Origin of the sequence: Curtobacterium uvaldense, assembly GCF_028307415.1 — a bacterium.
Classification (GTDB): Bacteria; Actinomycetota; Actinomycetes; order Actinomycetales; family Microbacteriaceae; genus Curtobacterium.
This window is the reverse complement of the sequence record NZ_JAQMHU010000011.1, coordinates 67,215-84,176: the sequence shown is the minus strand read 5'-3', so window position 1 is coordinate 84,176 and position 16,962 is coordinate 67,215. Positions and strand designations below refer to the sequence as shown.

Sequence of the window (16,962 nt, the reverse complement as noted above, 5' to 3'; positions counted from 1 at the left end):
CGACCGGCGCCGAGCCTCCAGACCGTCGTGTGGCCGCTCAGACCGTGGCGGACGCACCCTCGAGGGTCGCGGCGAGCGGGTCGAAGTCCTCGGGCAGCGACGCGATCGGCGCCACCGTCGACGCGACCTCGACGAACGCGCGGCGCGCGACGGACTCCTCGACCGCGACCATGGTGTCGAGCACGTGGTACCCGACCTCGCCGGTCGCGACGTGCGCACCGCCCCCGCGGATCGCCCGTGCCATGTCGAGCACGCCGAGGCCGCGGCCGACCGTCGGTTCCTCGTCGGAGAGGGTCTCCCACGCCTGCTCGATCGGGAACGACACGTCCGTGCCGAGCGGTCGTGCGATGCGGATCGGGTGTCCGCCACCGAAGGTGTTCGGGTCCGGGAGCACGATCGTGCCCTCGGTGCCGTTCACCTCGAAGACGCCGTGCCGGAACAGCGGGGTGTCGAACGACAGCAGCGACTGCGCGTTCCCGCCCTGCTCGAAGGACGTGAGCACCGAGAGGTGCGTCGGGACCTCGACCGGGAACTCCTGCCCGGCGTCCGGACCGACCACCAGCTGCCGGGTCTCGCGCGACCGGGACCCCGTCGCCACGACGGACGCGACCGGGCCGAGCAGGTGCACGAGCGCCGTGAAGTAGTACGGGCCCATGTCGAACAGCGGGCCGGCACCCTTCGCGTAGAGGAAGGACGCGTTCGGGTGGAACACGTCCGGTCCCTGCCACTGGAAGCTCGTGACGGCGGTGAGGGGGGTGCCGATCGCGCCGGCCTCGATCGCGCGCTTCGCGGTCTGCCACCCGGTGCCGAGGACGGTGTCCGGTGCGATGCCGAGACGCAGGCCGAGCTCGTCGGCGAGCGCCACGAGTCCGGCGGCGCTCTCGCGGTCGACGCCGATCGGCTTCTCGCTCCAGACGTGCTTGCCGGCGCGGAGTGCCGCCGTGGAGACCTCGACGTGCGTGGCGGGCAGGGTGAGGTTCACGACGATCTCGACGTCGGGGTCGGTGAGGACCTCGTCGCCGGTGCCCGACGCGGGGATGCCCCACTTCGCCGCCGACGCCGCGGCGCGCTCGGTGTCGATGTCGCCGATCCGGACCACCTCGACGTCCGGGAAGGTCGTGAGGTTCGTCAGGTACTGCTCGCTGATCATCCCGGCGCCGATGAAGCCGACGCCGACGCGGCCGGTGCGGGTCATGCGGACACCCCCGTGGTGGCGGTCTCGTCCGACCCGGCGAGCGCGGCCTGCAGCCAGCGGTACGACTGCTCGACCCCGTCGAAGATCTCCCCGTCGAAGCCGTCGAACTCGATGACGGCGTACTCGAGCGCCGGTGCTGCGGCGAGCGCCTCGGCCAGCCGGACGTCGCCCTGGCCGGCCGGGGTCTGGTCGGTCGGCACCTGCGCGGTGGAGATCCCCTCGCGCATCGGGCCGTCCTTGACGTGCACGGCGACGATGCGGTCGCCGAGCTCCTCGACGAAGGGCACGAGGTCGATGCCCGCGGCGGACGCCCAGTACAGGTCGAGCTCGAGCACGACGCGCGGGTCGAGCAGTTCGGCGAGCACCTGGAGCGCGGGCTTCCCGTCGATGCGCGGCCGGAGCTCGTGGTCGTGGTTGTGGTAGCCGACGCGCAGGCCGTGGACGGCGGCTTCCTCGGCGGCGGCGTTCAGCCGGGCGGCGACCCGCTCGACGCCCTCGCGGGTCGTCCAGTGGTCGGGACCGACGAACGGGTCGATGACGATCTCGATGCCGAGCGCCGACGCCTCGGCGAACGTCTCGGCGTGCGACGGGGCGGTCATCACCGTGCCGTCCGGCAGCGGGATCGACTCCTCGACCAGGAAGGCGTGGCCGGTGCGGGCGCTGATGCCGTGCGCGTCGAACGCCGTCCGGAGCTCGGCTGCGCGGCCGACGAAGGCGAACGCCTCGACGGTGTCGAACCCGATGCCGGCCAGGCGGGCGACGCCGCCGTCGAGGTCGGGCGCCAGCGCCTTGTCGACCGTGTAGAGCTGGAGGGAGATGCGGGGTGCCACGGTGGTCACCGGACCTTCTTGATCGGGAGGATGACGAGCGCACCGAGGAGCACGGCGACGCCGGCACCCCAGAGCATGAGCGTGTAGTTCTGGCCGCCGCCGAGGCCCAGCAGGAACAGGCCGACCGCCGGGGCGAGCGACTGCGGCAGGGCGTTGGCGATGTTGATGACACCGAGGTCCTTGCCCGGACGCTCGGGGTCGGGCAGCACGTCGACGACGAGCGCGGTGTCGATCGCTGCGTAGATGCCGAAGGCGAACCCGAGCACGATCTCCGCGAAGTAGAACCCGCCGACGCTGTCGACGTGCGCGAGGATCACCAGGCCGACCGCGGTGAGGGCGGTGGAACCCCAGACGAAGACCTTGCGGCGTCGGACGCGGTCGGACACCCAGCCCGAGACCGCGGCGCTGACGAGCAGGGCGACCGTGTACAGGAGCACACCGAACGCGACGGTGGCGGTGGCCTCGGCCAGGTCCTCGATCCCGATCTGCTCCTGCATGTACAGCACGCGGTACGTCGTGAACATGAACGTGCCGAAGGTGATGAGGAAGCGGCCCCACCAGGCGAGCCCGAAGTCGGGGTGCTTGATCGGGTTCGTCCAGAACGACGCGATCAGGGTGACCCAGCTGAAGGGCTTGGTCGTGGCCGGGAGCTCGTCGCGGGCCACGACCGCGTAGACGAGGATCACGACGATCGCCAGGATGCCCGGCGCGATGAAGAGGACCGGCAGGTTCCCGACCAGGTACACGGCGAGGTAGAGGCCGGCGAGGATCGCGATGTTCTGCGCGAGGGCGATGACGCTCGACGCCTTGCCGCGCTGGAACTCGGGCACGTTGTCCGCGAAGCTCGCGGTCAGGGTGGCGAGGACGGCGTTCGCGGCGACCTGGGCGAGCACCCACGCGATGGTGAGCTGCAGGACGTCCGGCGCGAACGCGAGCCAGGCCAGCGCGACGACGAAGACGACGACGCCACCGACCATCCAGGGCCGACGGCGACCCCAGCGCGTGCGGGTGCGGTCGGAGAGTGCCCCCGCCAGCGGGTTGGCGAGCAGGGCGCCGAGGGCACCGAACGGCAGGACCGACCCGACGATCGTCTCGGGGCTGTCCGGGTTCAGCACCGTCGCCTTGATCGCCATGCCCACGAACACCGGAGTGAGCAGGGCGGCGAAGAGGCCGAACTGGGCGAGGCTGAGTGCCCAGAGGTACTTCGGGCCGACCCGGACGGTGCTGACGTTCTGCGTGAGGCCCTCGACCGAGAACGCACGCGATGCGGCTGCGGGGTCGGTGCTCGTGGCTCCCGCGGCCGCGGTGACCGGCGGGTTCGCGGTACCGGCGAGACCGGACTGCGGTTCTTCCTTCGACGTCGGTGTCGACATGACTCCTCCTCGAGCCATCGGGGGCGGCGTGCCCTCTCGAATACCTAGTGCTGCTAGGTGATCAGGACAGTAACACCGAAAACCTTCCTCCGGAAGCTTTCTTCTCGACATGTGTCGGCGTCGAGCCCGCAACGCGCAACTCCGGCGGTTCCCCGCAGCGCCCTGCCGCTGCGAGCAGTCGCCGACGTTGCGTTCTGCACTTCTCCGTCGGGCTGCGGAACACCACGGGTCACCCGGACGTTGGCGCACTCGGCACCCGACGGACGGGTGCCGAGAACGAGCACCTGACGAAAGGCACGCACATGACCCAGACGGTCCTCCTCGAGGTCCAGCTGCGAGACGACGTCGCGCAGGACACGATCGACTCCGCGATCCGCGAGACCCTCGCCCAGACGGCGACCTTCGCCGGCAACGAGTCGCTCGAGGTCCTGGTCGACGACTCCGACCCGCTGCACCTCGTCGTGCTCGAGCGGTGGACGACGCCCGCCGACCACGACGCCTACGTCGCCTGGCGCGCGACCGACGAGGGTGCCCCGAGGGCCCTCGCCGCGATCGTCGCCGCGCCGCCCGTCACGCGGACGTTCGGCCGGACGCTCGACCTGGGCTGAGCACGCAGGGCCGCGCCGCGGTCCCGACGGCACCGCACCGCGCGGCGCGGGACCGGGGGCGACACCGGACGGGAGGCACGGGACGGACCCGCACCGCGCCTCCCGTCCGCCGCTGGTCACGTCGCGGACGCGACCACCCGCTGCTCGGCCGGCTCGCGCCCGACGGTGACCGCTACCGACGCGCCCCGCACCTCGGCCCGGTACTCCCCCCGGAACCCGCGCACCCGCACCTGCCCGCGCTCGTCGGTGCGGAGCACCGTCGGCCCGGTCCACCACTCGTCCTTCACCAGGCGACGGAGCGCCTCGTACGACGGCTTCGGCGTCCCGTCCTCGCGGACCAGCCCGATCGGCGCGCCGAGCCAGGCGCCCGCGTCGGTGATGCCCCAGGAGGTGACCGCCTCGACCGCGGGATGCCCGACCAGGCTCCGGTGGTGCCGCTCGACCTCGTCCGCCTGTCGGGCCTCACCCTCGGGCGTCGAGGGCCACGAGTCCACCACGTGGTCGTTCAGGTCCACGATGTCCGCGGGCATGAGGTCACCCGACACGAGCGAGGTCTCGGTCAGGTGCAGCGGCAGGCCGTACCGGGCGAAGCGGTCGACCATCGCGAGCATCGTCTCCTCACCCCAGTACCCCTGGTGCATGTGGGTCTGCAGCCCGATGGCGTCGATCTGCACGCCGGCCTCGAGCACGCCCTCGATCAGGCACTCGTACGCGCTCGACAGGTCGAAGTCGTTGAGCAGCAGGGTCGCGTGCGGGTTCGCGGCGCGGGCCTCCTCGAACGCCATCCGGATCGTCGGGATGCGGCCCTTCGCCCGGGCGAGCGGGGTGATGGCGTTGTCGCCGTTGTCGAACACGGGCATGATGACGACCTCGTTGATCGCGTCCCACGTGTCGACCAGCCCGGCGAGGTCGCCGACGTCACGGCGGATGCGCTCCCGCTGCAGCTGCTCGACCTCGTCGAGGGGCAGCCCGAGGAGCCAGTCCGGCTGCACGGTGTGCCAGACGAGCGGGTGCCCCTTGAGCGCGATCCCCCGGTCGCGGAACCACTCCGCGGTGCGCCGGAGTCGAGCGGTGTCCGGGCGCCCGCGCTCCGGCTCGAAGCGACCCCAGTAGAACGGCAGCGTCGCGGTCGTGAAGACGTCGGCGTACAGGTCGGCGAGGCGTTCGAGGCGCTCCCGTCCGGCACCGTCGACCTCGTCGTTCGCCAGCTCCACGAAGTCGAACCCGATGTTGCCGAACCCGAAGGCGTGCCGGGTCTGCTCGACGGCGACCTCGACGTCCGGCAGCGGTGCGCCGTGGTGGTCGACGACCGTCAGGACCGTCTCGCCGGTGCGGTGCGCGACCGACTCGTGCTGGACTCCGTGCTCGACCATGGGCTGCTCCTCCGGCGGCCGCGTCGCCACCGTCGTCCGGTTTTGTTGTGCTGCCGAACATAGCCGGTGCTCGGCGGACGCGACAGCCCCGACCCCACCGTCGTCCGGAGACCGCGGTTCCCTGGGGGCCTGGCTGAACGGATCCGTTGCCCCCGGGCGGCTCCGCACGGCTGCTCCATCGACTGCGGCGGGACAGTCACCGCATGACGACGATCGACGCGGCCGCGGAACGCCCGGCCCGGTGGTGGCACCAGAGCCGGTGGGAGCAGACCACCCTCACCCTGGTGGTGGTGCTCGGCGCGGTGCTCACGAGCTGGAACCTCGGCCGCGGCGGCGACCTGTCCTTCTACGCGAGCGCCGTCCGGTCCATGTCCGAGTCCCTGCCGGCCTTCCTCTCGGGCTCCTTCGACCCGGATGCGACCGTCACGCTCGACAAGCTCGCCGGCTTCGCGGTCCCCCAGGCGATCAGCGTGCACCTCTTCGGCATGTCCGCGGCCGCGTTGGGCCTGCCGCAGGTCGTCGAGGGCGCCGTCACCACGCTGGCGGTGTCGGTGGTCGTGCTCCGCTGGCTCGGGGCCCGCGCCGGTCTGGTCGCGGCCGCGCTGACCGCCGCGACCCCGATCTTCGTGTCGATGTTCGGCCACCCGATGGAGGACGGCCTGCTCACCGCTGCGCTCGCCGTCGCCCTCGTGTGGTGGCAACGCGCCGCCCTGACCCGCACCTGGTGGCCGCTGCTGCTCGCGGGACTGTTCGTCGGCATCGGGTTCCAGGCGAAGATGCTGCAGGCGTGGCTGGTCCTGCCGGCGCTGGTGGTCGGCACCCTCGTCGCGACCGCCGGTCCGGGTCCGCGCTGGCGTCGAGCCGCCGGTCACCTCGCCGCCCTGGTGTCGGCGACGCTGGTCGCGAGCCTCGGCTGGTCGGTCGTCGTCGCCCTGCTCCCGACGGCCGACCACCCGTTCGTCGACGGCTCCACCGACGACAGCGTCTTCGCGATGGTCTTCGGCTACAACGGGGTCGACCGGTTCCTGCCGGGCGCCTGGCCGGGCGCCGTCAGTGCGCTGCGGACCGCGGGTGACGCGGCCGCGGACCGGTGGTCGCTCGCGGTCAGCCACGCGGCCGGACACCCGCTCCTGCAGCTGTTCTCCCCCCGCTACGCCTCGCAGGTCGGGTGGTCGTGGCCCGCTGCGCTCGCCGGGATCGTGCTCGGCGCGTTCCGCTGGTGGCCGCGACGCACCGTCCGGGAGGCCCGGGTCCCCTCCGCCACGCTGTGCACGCTGGTCGTCTGGCTGGCGACCGCGGTGGCGGTCCTGTCCGTCATGCACCTGCCGCACACCGCCTACGTCGCGGGCATCGGCGTGCAGCTCGCCGCCCTCGCCGCCCTCGGCTGGTGGGGAGCCGCCCGGCTCGCGGACGCGCCGGACCGCCGACTGCGGCTCGTCCCCGCCGGGCTGCTCGTCCTGCAGGGCGCCTGGTGGACCTGGCTCGCACGCACCTCGGCAGAGCCGGCACTGCTCGCGACCGTCGCCGTCGGCACGACCGCCGCCGCCCTCGTCGTGCTCGCCGTCCGGAGCCGTCGGTCCGGGTCGGCGGCGACCGGACGAGCGCCGGGCGGGGCGGGGCGCCGGACCGCGGGGGCCCTGCTCGTCGCCGCGGTCGTGCTCGGGCCCGCGTGCTTCTCCCTGCAGGCGCTCGACGCCGCTCGCGACGGTGACCGGGGCGACGCGTCGGTCGGGGTGCGACAGGACGCTGCGACGTGGGACGCTGCGCGGTCGCAGCGGGTGTCGGCGCCGGGCCGAGGCGGTCCCCGCCGCGTCGGGCAGGCGACCGAGGACGCTCCCTTCACCGTCTCGGCACCGGACCCGTGGGGCGCTGGGCAGGGCCTGCCCACGGCGGACGCCGAACTGGTGCGGGACGCCGAGCGCGCAGGTGGCGGGCGGGACGGCGCCCCGCTGTTCCTCACCGACTCGTGGCGGGTCGCGTCGGACGTGATCGGTGCCACCGGGAAGGAGGTCCTGACCGACGGCGGGTTCTCCGGTCAGGTCGCCGTGTTCTCCGCGGCGCAGATCGAGTCGATGGTGCACTCCGGTCGGGAACGGCTGTTCCTCGTCGCACGGGACGGACGCGCCGCGGACCCGGTGCGCCAGGCCACGACCGCGCTCGGGTGCCGCGTCCTGCACCGGTGGGGCCCCGCGTTGGGCCAGGGACCGTCGCAGTGGGACGCACTCCAGTCCTTCGCGCTCGAGCGCTGCTCCTGACCCCGGGCCGTCCGGCTACGGTGCAGGCATGACCTCCCCGACCGCACCGCACCACGACGCCGTCCTGCTGGCCGGCGGCCGAGCGACGCGCATGGGTGGGATCGACAAGACCGCCCTCGTCGCCGGCAGCGTCGCACTGTCCGACCACGCCGTCGCCGCGGCCGCCGGCGCTCGTCGGACCGTGCTCGTCGGGCTGCGGGCGGGACGGGGTGCACCCGCCGGGGTCGTGCACACGCGCGAGGACCCGCCCCTCGGCGGGCCGGTCGCCGCGATCGCCGCAGGACTCGCCGCCGTGGCCGACCCCGCGCCGTGGACGCTCGTGCTCGCGTGCGACCTCGTGCGCCCGGAGCCGGCGGCCGCGCTGCTGCTCGACGCCGCCGGCACGGCACCCGACGACACGGACGGCGTCGTCGCGGTCGACGAGGACGGGCGTCGCCAGCACCTGCTCGCGCTGTACCGCTCGGACGCGCTGCGCGCCGCGGTCCGGGCGCTCGGCGACCCGACCGGCGCGGCGGTGCGACGGCTGACCGACGGCCTCCGGCTCGTCGAGGTCCCGCTGCCCGCCGCACTCTGTGCGGACGTGGACGAACCGGAGGACGCCACGCGGGCCACGGCGGACGCCCGGCTGCTTGACTGACCGCATGACCACTGACGACGTCCTCGCCGCCTGGACCGCCGAGCTCGCCGAGGCGCTCGGCCTCCCCCAGGGCTCTGCGCTCGACCGCGACGTCGTGCTCGACCTCGCCCGTGACGCCGCCCACGGCGTGGCCCGTCCGGCTGCCCCGCTGACCACCTTCCTGGTCGGGTACGCCGCGGGGCTCCGCGGCGGGTCGGAGGCGGACCTGGCCGACGCCGCAGCGACCGCGACACGGCTCGCACTCGCGCACGGGGACACCCCGGACACGACCGACGGCCCGGACGGACCCGAGCAGACGGGCCGGACCGACGGCACCACCGGGTCCGACGCCCGGTGACGCTGGTCCTGCCGTCCTGGTCCGACGCCCGGCACGAGGCACACCGGCAGGGCGTCCGCCTCGCCGCCGACACCGCCGCCGACCCGGGAGCCGGATCCGTCCGGCTCGACCTGGCGTCGGCGCTCGGCCGGACGCTCGCCGGCGACCTCGCCGCCCGCGGCGACGTCCCCGGGCACGACGGCGCAGCCATGGACGGGTGGGCCGTCGCGGGGCCGGGGCCGTGGGTGCTCGGCGCGCCGATCGTCGCCGGAGCGGTCCCCTCCGGCGCGCCGCTGACGACGGGGCACGCCCGACCGATCACGACCGGGGCACCCGTCCCGCCCGGCACGGCGGCCGTGGTGCGGTCCGAGGACGCCACCGTCGACGACGACGGCCGGTTGGTCCGCCACACGCCGTCCACCCGACGACACGTCCGGCCGGCGGGCGAGGAGGTCACCCGGGACCAGGTGCTGTTCACCGGCGGCACGGTGCTCACGCCTCCGCGTGCAGCGTTGGCAGCCGCCTCGGGGGTCGACGACGTGCGCGTCGCGCCGGCCCCGACCGCCCGGGTCGCGGTGCTCGGCGACGAGGTCGTCGGTGCCGGGGTCCCACGACCCGGACAGGTCCGCGACGTCTTCTCGCACACCCTGCCCGCGGTGCTCGGGACCTTCGGTGCCGACCCCGTCGCCGCTGACCGCGTGCCGGACGACCCCGACACCACCGCCCGCGTGCTCGACGCCGCCCGCGAGCGCCTCGTCGTGAGCACGGGCGGCACGGCCGGTTCGTCGACCGACCACGTCCGCGGTGCGCTCGCCCGGATCGGGGCGGAGCTGCTCGTCGACCGGGTCGACGTGCGTCCGGGACGACCGATGCTGCTGGCCCGCCGCGGCCCGACGGTGTTCCTGTGCCTGCCCGGCAACCCGATGGCCGCGATGGTCGGCCTCGTGCTGCTCGGTGGACCGCTCGTCGCCGGACTGCTCGGGCGACCGCTCGAGCCGGTGGGACGGGTGCGGCTCGCGGTCGACGTGCCCAACGACCGGCCGGGCGCGCTGGTGCTCGCGTACCGCGCGACGCCCGAGGGCGCCGTCCCGGCGTCGCACCAGACCTCGGCGATGCTCCGGGGCCTGGCCGACGCGGACGGACTGCTGGTCGTCCCGGCCGGCGGCGGCGTGGCGGGCGAGGACGTGCCTCCCGTCCGGCTGCCGTGGTGCTGACGGGCGCACCGGACGGTCCGACGGCGGGCCTGAGGACCGCCACAGGACGGCGTGCGGGAACCGCACCGCCCTGGCGGGTGCCGGGCACGGGTGGTAGACCCGGAGCATGAGCCGGATCACGGCGCGGAAGCGCGTCACCCGCATCACCGTCGCGACGTCCCGGTCGGTGCGCGACGACCTGCTGGCCGTCGAGGAGCCGCTCGAGATCCGCGTCGGCGGGAACTCGCTCGCGATCACCATGCGGACGCCCGGCAACGACGTCGACCTCGCCGCGGGGTTCCTGGTGTCCGAGGGCGTGATCGCCCGGGGTGACGACTTCGCCGCCGCCCGGTACTGCGCCGGGGCGACGGACGAGGGGCTGAACACCTACAACGTGCTCGACGTGACGCTCGCACTCGGCGTCCCCGCGCCGGACCCGAGCCTGGAGCGCGCGTTCTACACGACGAGCTCGTGCGGCCTGTGCGGCAAGGCCAGCATCGACGCCGTGCGCACGACCTCGCAGCACAGCGTCCTGCACGACGACCTCGTGCTCGACCCGGCGCTCCTCGCGACGTTCCCCGACCGGCTGCGCGAGGCCCAGGACGTGTTCGAGAAGACCGGCGGCCTGCACGCCGCAGCGCTGTTCGACGGCGCCAGCGGGCGGATGCTCGTGCTCCGCGAGGACGTCGGTCGGCACAACGCCGTCGACAAGGTCGTCGGGTGGGCCGTGAAGGAAGGACGGCTGCCCCTGCGGGGCACGGTCCTCATGGTCTCCGGCCGGGCGAGCTTCGAGCTGACGCAGAAGGCCTCGATGGCCGGGATCCCGGTGCTCGCCGCCGTGTCCGCGCCGTCGTCGCTCGCGGTCGACCTGGCGAAGGAGGTCGGCATCACGATCGTCGGCTTCCTGCGCGGCCAGAGCATGGTCGTCTACAGCCGCTCCGAACGCATCACCGAACCAGCACCAGCCCCTCGAGAGACCGTGAGCGCACCGTGACCGAACAGCCCCCGAAGGACGACGTGACCGACGCCGAGATGACGGTCGGCGAACCGAAGGAGTGGGCCGCAGGCGTCCCCGGCGTCCTGCACTCGATGGCCCCGGCGATCGAGCAGCTGGGCGTGGCCCGCACCGCCAAGCTCATGCTGAACCTGAACCAGAAGGGCGGGTTCGACTGCATGAGCTGCGCCTGGCCGGACCCGGACAAGCGCAAGACCGCCGAGTTCTGCGAGAACGGCGCAAAGGCGGTCGTGTGGGAGGCCACCCCGCTGCTCGTGCCGCGCACGTTCTGGTCCGAGCACTCGGTCCACGACCTCGCCGACAAGACCGAGTACTGGCTCGGACAGCAGGGCCGCATCACCGAACCCGTGTGGAAGCCCGCGGGGAAGGACCACTACGAGCCGGTCAGCTGGGAGCGGGCGTTCGGGATCATCGCGGACAAGCTGAACGGGCTCGACTCCCCCGACCAGGCGTCGTTCTACACCTCCGGGCGCACCTCGAACGAGGCGGCCTTCGTCTACCAGCTCTTCGTCCGTGCCTTCGGCACGAACAACCTGCCCGACTGCTCGAACATGTGCCACGAGTCGACGAGCCTCGCGATGGCGGAGGTCGTCGGCATCGGCAAGTCGACCATCGCCTACGACGACTTCGAGGAGACCGAGCTCATCATCGTGATGGGCCAGAACCCCGGCACGAACCACCCCCGGATGCTCACCGCGCTCGAGGACGCCAAGGAGAACGGCGCCGAGATCGTCGCCGTCAACCCGCTCCCCGAGTCGAGCCTGAAGCGCTACAAGAACCCGCAGAAGGTCCGGGGCATCGTCGGCCGCGGGACCGAGATCGCCGACCAGTTCGTGCAGATCCGGCTCGGCGGCGACATGGCCCTGCTGCAGGCGCTCGCGAAGCGCGTCGTGCAGGCCGAGCTCGCCGCCCCCGGCACGGTCGTCGACCACGCCTTCATCGCCGAGCACACCAGCGGGTACGAGGCGTTCGTCGAGCACGTCCTGCGGGTCGACGACGACGAGGTCCTCCGCGCCACCGGCCTGACCACCGAGGAGATCGACGAGCTCGCCGAGCGCTACATGCGCTCCGAGCGGACGATCATCACCTGGGCGATGGGCATCACGCAGCACACCAAGGCCGTCGACACGATCAAGGAGATCATCAACCTCCTGCTCCTCCGCGGGAACATCGGCCGACCCGGCGCCGGCGCCTCGCCGATCCGCGGGCACAGCAACGTGCAGGGCGACCGGACGATGGGCATCTGGGAGCAGATGCCGGACAGCTTCCTCGACGCCCTGGCGGAGGAGTTCCACTTCGAGCCGCCCCGCGAGCACGGGGTCGACGCGCTGAAGGGCATCACGGCCATGCAGCGCGGCGAGATCAAGTTCTGGATGGGGATGGGCGGCAACCTCGTCGCCGCGATCTCCGACAGCCAGCTCGCCGAGGCGGCGTTCCGCGGCACCGAGATGACGGTGCAGGTGTCGACGAAGCTGAACCGGTCGCACGCCGTCGTGGGCGAAGAAGCCCTGATCCTGCCGACGATGGGCCGCACCGAGATCGACGTGCAGGCCGCGGGCCCGCAGTTCGTCTCGGTCGAGGACACCGTGTGCTCCGTGCACGGCAGCCACGGGCAGGTCCCGCCGGTCGCCCCCGGGCTGCTGTCCGAGGTCGCGATCGTCTGCGAGCTCGCGAAGGCCACCCTCGGTGACCGCGTGGCCGTCGACTGGCAGGGCATGCGGGACGACTACGACGTGATCCGCGACCACATCAGCCACGTCGTCCCCGGCTTCGACGACTACTCCCGCCGCGCCGCGAGCAAGGAGGGCTTCGTCCTGCCGAACGGTCCCCGCGACTCCCGGACCTTCGCCACGAAGACCGGCAAGGCGATGATCACCGTGAACGAGCTCGAGCACGTGGAGCGCCCCGAGGGCACCCTGCTGCTGCAGACGCTGCGGTCGCACGACCAGTACAACACGACGATCTACAGCCTGAACGACCGGTACCGCGGCATCAAGAAGGGCCGCCACGTCGTCTTCGTGAACCCGGACGACCTGGTCGAGCTCGGGCTGCAGGACGGCGACCGGGTGGACGTCGCGACGGTGTGGGACGACGACGTCGAGCGCGTGCTGCGCGACTACCGGGTCGTCGCGTACCCGAGTGCTCGCGGGTGTGCGGCGGCGTACTTCCCCGAGGCGAACGTGCTCGTGCCGCTCGACAGCGCGGCGAAGGGCAGCAACACGCCGGTGTCCAAGGCCGTGCCGGTGCGGCTCACGCGGGTGGCGGTGCCCGCGGGCGTGTGAGGCACGCGGGCGGCGGCGCGTGACACGCGTCCTGCGACGAGACCGCTGTCGTTCGACAGCCGCGACGTCGCGGAACGCGCGCCGCTGACGGACGGGAGGCACGGTGCCAGCCGGCACCGTGCCTCCCGTCCGTCGCGGTGCCGGGTCAGGGCTCCGGGTGCTCGCCCTGCCAGATCGTGTCGACGGCCTCGAACTCGCGCGGGTAGCACTGGGTGTCGTAGACCTCGATGCTCTCCGACGCGATGCCGTACCGGTACCAGGGCCCGTCGCCGCCCGGTGTCGAGCTCGACAGGCCGTCCGCGGCGTACGTGAGCGGGACGACGGCCATCGGGTGGCCGGCCTGCGCCATGCACGCCTGCAGCCGGTTGAACGCCGTCGTGTACTCCTGCAACGTGACGACCCCGTCGTCGGTCTCGGCGTCCTGCTGCGGCGACGGCTCGGCGATCGTCGCCCGCTGCACCCACGACACCCAGACGGCGTACCGCGCCGACCCGGAGCTCGACAGCGTCACCGACGGGTTTCCGGCGTCGTCCGCCGGGGTCATGCTCCACGGCGTGCGGATGACGTCCTCGGTCGAGGGCAGGCACGGGTCGCCGACGTCCACGCGCGTCCCGTCGACCGCCACCCGGAGGTCCGCCCGGTCCAGGCACGTCCACGACACCGTGATCGCGTCGGCACCGCGCGGTCGGTCGTCCAACGTGATGGTCCGGTCGCCGTGCGTGACGAGGAAGGTCGGGGTCCCGAGCACCGTCGCGTGATTGCTCTCCTCCACCTGGTACCGCGCGGACGTCGCCAGCTGGGTCTCGACGGCGGCGTCCGGGTCGGCTCCGGGCAGCGCGGCCGCGGTCAGCCCGCCGGTCAGCCCACCGCCGACCACGAAGGCTGCGAGCACAGCGAGCACCGCGCCCCGGGTCGGACGGCGACGAGGGACGGGAGCGGTGCCGGGGGTGCCGGACCGGTCGACCTCCGCGACGAGCGCGTCGCGCATGGCGGTCAGGCGGGGGGAGAAGTCGTCGTTCACAGTGCGCCTCCGAGGGGTTCCGCTGTGGCTGTGTACCGCTTGTGGAGCCGGGCCTTCGCCCGGTGGAGTCGGGACTTGACGGTCCCGGGGGCGACGCCGAGCACCGCCGACGCCTCGCGCTCGCTGAGTCCCTCGAGCACGCAGAGGGTCAGGACGCGCTGGTCGTCGAGCGACAGCCGCCCCATGGCCGCGACCGCACCGCCGTCGCCGAACTGCTCCGCTGGGTCGGGCGCCGGCTCGGGCGCCGGGAACCGGCCGAGGAACGCCCGGTGCCGGTGCGCCGACCGGGTGACGTTGTGCGCGGTGTTCGTCGCCGTGACGAGGAGCCACGGCAGGAGCGAGTCGTCGACGAAGCGGACGTGGTCACGGCGCCGCCAGGCCTCGAGGAAGGTCATCGCGACGACGTCGTCCGCGTCGGCCGGTGCTGCTGCCGGGACGAGGCCGACGGCATGTCGCCGGAGCCTCGCGGCGTGCCGGTCGAAGACCCTGCCGAAGGCCTGCCCGTCCCCCGCGAGGCTCAGGGCCCAGTCGGCCCGGTCCCCCGTGATCTGGTTCATGTCAGGTGGTGTCCGCACCGACGCGATCGGTTCCCGGCTCGGCGTGTCGCGCGCGGGCGCGGCGTGTTCAGCGCTGGTCGGCGGCCTCGCGCGGCTCCGTGATCCGCTCCCCGGTCTGCGGGTCCCAGCCGATGGTCCTCGGTTCCTGCGCACGCGGGCGTCGCTCCCAGCGAGGGAACCACGGGCGTGCCGACGGCAGGTACAGCAGCACGGCAGCGGCGACGACAGCGACCGGCTCGAGCGTGGGCCAGTCCGCGCTCCCGACGGCCACGGCGATCACGACGTTCACCAGGGCGAAGGCACCCATCACCCCGAGCCACACCCGCGCGGTGCCGGAACCACGCCACACGAGCAGGGTCGCCCAGGCGAGCAACGCGCAGATCCCGATGCCGAGCACCCCACCGATCACCGCGATGAGCGGACCACCGGACTCGTCCTGCGCCAGCTGCACCGCTGCCACCGAGACCGTGGTGACCCGTACCAGCAGCACGACCGCCCAGATCGCCACGGCAGCGGTGACCACCGTCGGTCGTCGCAGCGGTCGGTCGCTGTCCTGCGCGCGGTCGTCCGTCGTCACGGTGCCCCCTCTGGTCGCTCACGGACTCGTCGCCCGCGTACCGCGACGGTAGCGGAGTCGGTGCACGGCAGACCAGTCCCCCGCGTGGTCACCGGGCGGAGCCGGCACCCGCGGAGCCGTGTGTCGGCTCAGACGGACGCCTCCGTCCCGCGGACCTTCCCCACCAGGACGTCGACGATCCCGGCGATGAGCGCCGCCGCGACGAAGACCAGGGAGACCCCGAGCCCGAGCGGCAGGCCCTGCGAGTAGTCACCCTTCGTGCTCGCCAGCGACGAGTAGAACACGCTGCCGACCGCGGCGATGCCGATCGCCGAGCCGACGCGGGCCCCCACCTGGATGAGACCACCTGCGGACCCGCCCTGCTGGACCGGTACCTCGGAGAGCGTGAGCGTCTGGTTCGGCGAGATGGTGAGACCCGACCCGATGCCGGCGACGAGCAGCGGCAGCACGAGCCACCAGCCGAGGTCCGGGCCGTAGTGTTCCGCGACGACCCAGACGACCGCGCCGAGGCCGATGAGCACCAGCACGGTGCCGACCACGATGAGCTGCCGACCGAAGCGGTGCACGATCCGGCCGCCGACGGTCGACGCGATGCCCGAGCCGATGGCGAACGGCACCGACGCGACGCCCGCGAGCAGCGCGGAGTACTGCAGGCCCGACTGCAGCGCCAGGGTGAGGACGAAGAACAGCGGGGTGAACCCGGCGAAGTAGACCGTGGCGAGACCGACCCCGAGCGAGAACGACCGACGGCGGAACAGCCGCAGGTCGACCACGGGCTCGTGGTACCGGCCGTAGCGGCGCTCCCAGAGCACGAACAGCACCGCGAACACCACCGCGGCGACGACGAGCCACCACTTGGCGTTGCTCTTCCACTGCTCCGACTGCACGAAGGGCAGCAGCAGCGCGACGACCGCGGCGCCGAGCAGGACGATCCCGACCGGGTCGAAGTCGTGCTTCTGGCCGCGCTCCGCCTTCGGCGTGGTGGGCAGGTAGCGGAAGGCGAGCAGGATCGTGACGAGCCCGACGGGCAGGTTCACGAAGAAGACGAAGCGCCACCCGTTCTCGGTGCCGAACGCCGTGATGAGCAGGCCGCCCACCAGCGGACCGATCGCGGTGGCGATGCCGACGGTCGCGCCGAACAGGCCGAAGGCGGTGCCGCGCTCCTTGCCGCGGAACAGCTGCTGGATCAGCGCGGTGACCTGCGGGGTGAGCAGACCGCCGGCCAGGCCCTGCACCAGGCGGGCGACGACGAGCACGAACCCGTTCGGGGCGAAGCCGCAGAGCGCGCTCGCCACCGTGAAGAGTGCGACACCGACGACGAACATGCGGCGACGGCCGACGGCGTCACCGAGCCGGCCACCGGGCACGAGCAGCAGTCCGAACGCCAGGGCGTACCCGGACAGGATCCACTGGACGGCCTCGGGGGTCGCGCCGCTCAGGCCGCTCGAGATGGACTGGAGTGCGACGTTGACGATCGACACGTCGAGCAGGACGATGCCGCCGCCGAGCAGGCAGATGACGAGTGCCTTCCACCGGTTCGGGTCCGGGGCGTCGTCCTGCTGCTGCGCCGGTCGTCCGCCGGTCGGCTGCTGCTGGTCGGAGTGCTGCTCGGGGTGTTGCTCGGCCTGCGGCCCCGAGGGCTGCTCGGCGCTCGCGGCGTGGTGCGCGGTGTGGTGCGCGACGGTGGGAGCCGCATCGGGCTCGACGGGTCTGCGGTGTTCGGCTGCCAT

At 73.1% G+C, this 16,962-nt stretch carries 15 protein-coding genes; 7 read left to right on the top strand and 8 right to left on the bottom strand.

All coding sequences use genetic code 11. The features are described from left to right. Positions 1–37: 37 nt before the first annotated feature. Genes PIJ49_RS08630 through PIJ49_RS08620 form a run of 3 tightly spaced genes read right to left on the bottom strand, consistent with a single transcriptional unit; the run spans position 38 to position 3,398 of the window. Complete coding sequence (locus PIJ49_RS08630; RefSeq protein ID WP_271826347.1) at positions 38–1,195, bottom strand: Gfo/Idh/MocA family protein; 1,158 nt, start codon at positions 1,193–1,195, stop codon at positions 38–40. Next, positions 1,192–2,034, bottom strand: coding sequence for a sugar phosphate isomerase/epimerase family protein (locus PIJ49_RS08625; protein WP_235426371.1), 843 nt, complete (start codon positions 2,032–2,034; stop codon positions 1,192–1,194). The genes PIJ49_RS08630 and PIJ49_RS08625 overlap by 4 nt, the downstream gene beginning before the upstream one ends. Continuing rightward, complete coding sequence (locus PIJ49_RS08620) at positions 2,031–3,398, bottom strand: MFS transporter (protein WP_066656135.1); 1,368 nt, start codon at positions 3,396–3,398, stop codon at positions 2,031–2,033. The genes PIJ49_RS08625 and PIJ49_RS08620 overlap by 4 nt, the downstream gene beginning before the upstream one ends. A gap of 302 nt (positions 3,399–3,700) precedes the next feature. Here PIJ49_RS08620 and PIJ49_RS08615 point away from each other — a divergent pair, with 302 nt between their 5' ends. Further along, complete coding sequence (locus PIJ49_RS08615; protein WP_066656138.1) at positions 3,701–4,006, top strand: putative quinol monooxygenase; 306 nt, start codon at positions 3,701–3,703, stop codon at positions 4,004–4,006. A gap of 116 nt (positions 4,007–4,122) precedes the next feature. On the opposite strand, the gene PIJ49_RS08610 is transcribed toward PIJ49_RS08615, so the two are convergent. Continuing rightward, positions 4,123–5,379, bottom strand: coding sequence for an endo-1,4-beta-xylanase (locus PIJ49_RS08610; protein WP_271826346.1), 1,257 nt, complete (start codon positions 5,377–5,379; stop codon positions 4,123–4,125). A gap of 203 nt (positions 5,380–5,582) precedes the next feature. Here PIJ49_RS08610 and PIJ49_RS08605 point away from each other — a divergent pair, with 203 nt between their 5' ends. From PIJ49_RS08605 to PIJ49_RS08580, 6 genes are all read left to right on the top strand, one after another. After that, complete coding sequence (locus tag PIJ49_RS08605) at positions 5,583–7,634, top strand: glycosyltransferase family 39 protein (protein ID WP_271826345.1); 2,052 nt, start codon at positions 5,583–5,585, stop codon at positions 7,632–7,634. Between the two features lie 28 nt (positions 7,635–7,662). Then, a complete protein-coding gene (gene mobA, locus PIJ49_RS08600; RefSeq protein WP_271826344.1) occupies positions 7,663–8,271 on the top strand; it encodes a molybdenum cofactor guanylyltransferase in 609 nt (202 codons plus the stop codon). A 4-nt stretch (positions 8,272–8,275) separates the two neighbouring features. Continuing rightward, entirely contained in the window at positions 8,276–8,608 is a 333-nt protein-coding gene (locus tag PIJ49_RS08595) for a DUF6457 domain-containing protein (protein ID WP_271826343.1), read from the top strand. After that, complete coding sequence (locus PIJ49_RS08590) at positions 8,605–9,801, top strand: molybdopterin molybdotransferase MoeA (RefSeq protein ID WP_271826342.1); 1,197 nt, start codon at positions 8,605–8,607, stop codon at positions 9,799–9,801. The genes PIJ49_RS08595 and PIJ49_RS08590 overlap by 4 nt, the downstream gene beginning before the upstream one ends. 106 nt (positions 9,802–9,907) lie before the next feature. Further along, positions 9,908–10,774: a formate dehydrogenase accessory sulfurtransferase FdhD gene (fdhD, locus tag PIJ49_RS08585; protein WP_209685856.1), complete on the top strand. Its 867-nt coding sequence runs from the start codon at positions 9,908–9,910 to the stop codon at positions 10,772–10,774. Between the two features lie 38 nt (positions 10,775–10,812). Beyond that, positions 10,813–13,077 (top strand): FdhF/YdeP family oxidoreductase, encoded by a 2,265-nt coding sequence (locus tag PIJ49_RS08580; protein WP_209685966.1) that lies wholly within the window; start codon positions 10,813–10,815, stop codon positions 13,075–13,077. A gap of 145 nt (positions 13,078–13,222) precedes the next feature. Here the strand turns inward: PIJ49_RS08580 and PIJ49_RS08575 are convergent, their stop codons facing one another. From PIJ49_RS08575 to PIJ49_RS08560, 4 genes are all read right to left on the bottom strand, one after another. Further along, positions 13,223–14,098 (bottom strand): hypothetical protein, encoded by an 876-nt coding sequence (locus PIJ49_RS08575; protein WP_271826341.1) that lies wholly within the window; start codon positions 14,096–14,098, stop codon positions 13,223–13,225. Beyond that, on the bottom strand, positions 14,095–14,655 hold the full coding sequence (locus PIJ49_RS08570) for an RNA polymerase sigma factor (protein WP_066656163.1): 561 nt from the start codon (positions 14,653–14,655) through the stop codon (positions 14,095–14,097). Before PIJ49_RS08570 ends, PIJ49_RS08575 begins: the two co-directional genes overlap by 4 nt. Positions 14,656–14,722: 67 nt before the next feature. After that, a complete protein-coding gene (locus PIJ49_RS08565) occupies positions 14,723–15,232 on the bottom strand; it encodes a hypothetical protein (protein ID WP_271826340.1) in 510 nt (169 codons plus the stop codon). 128 nt (positions 15,233–15,360) lie between these two features. After that, the gene (locus PIJ49_RS08560) at positions 15,361–16,962 is read right to left on the bottom strand and encodes an MFS transporter (protein WP_271826339.1); all 1,602 of its coding nucleotides are present in this window, start codon (positions 16,960–16,962) and stop codon (positions 15,361–15,363) included.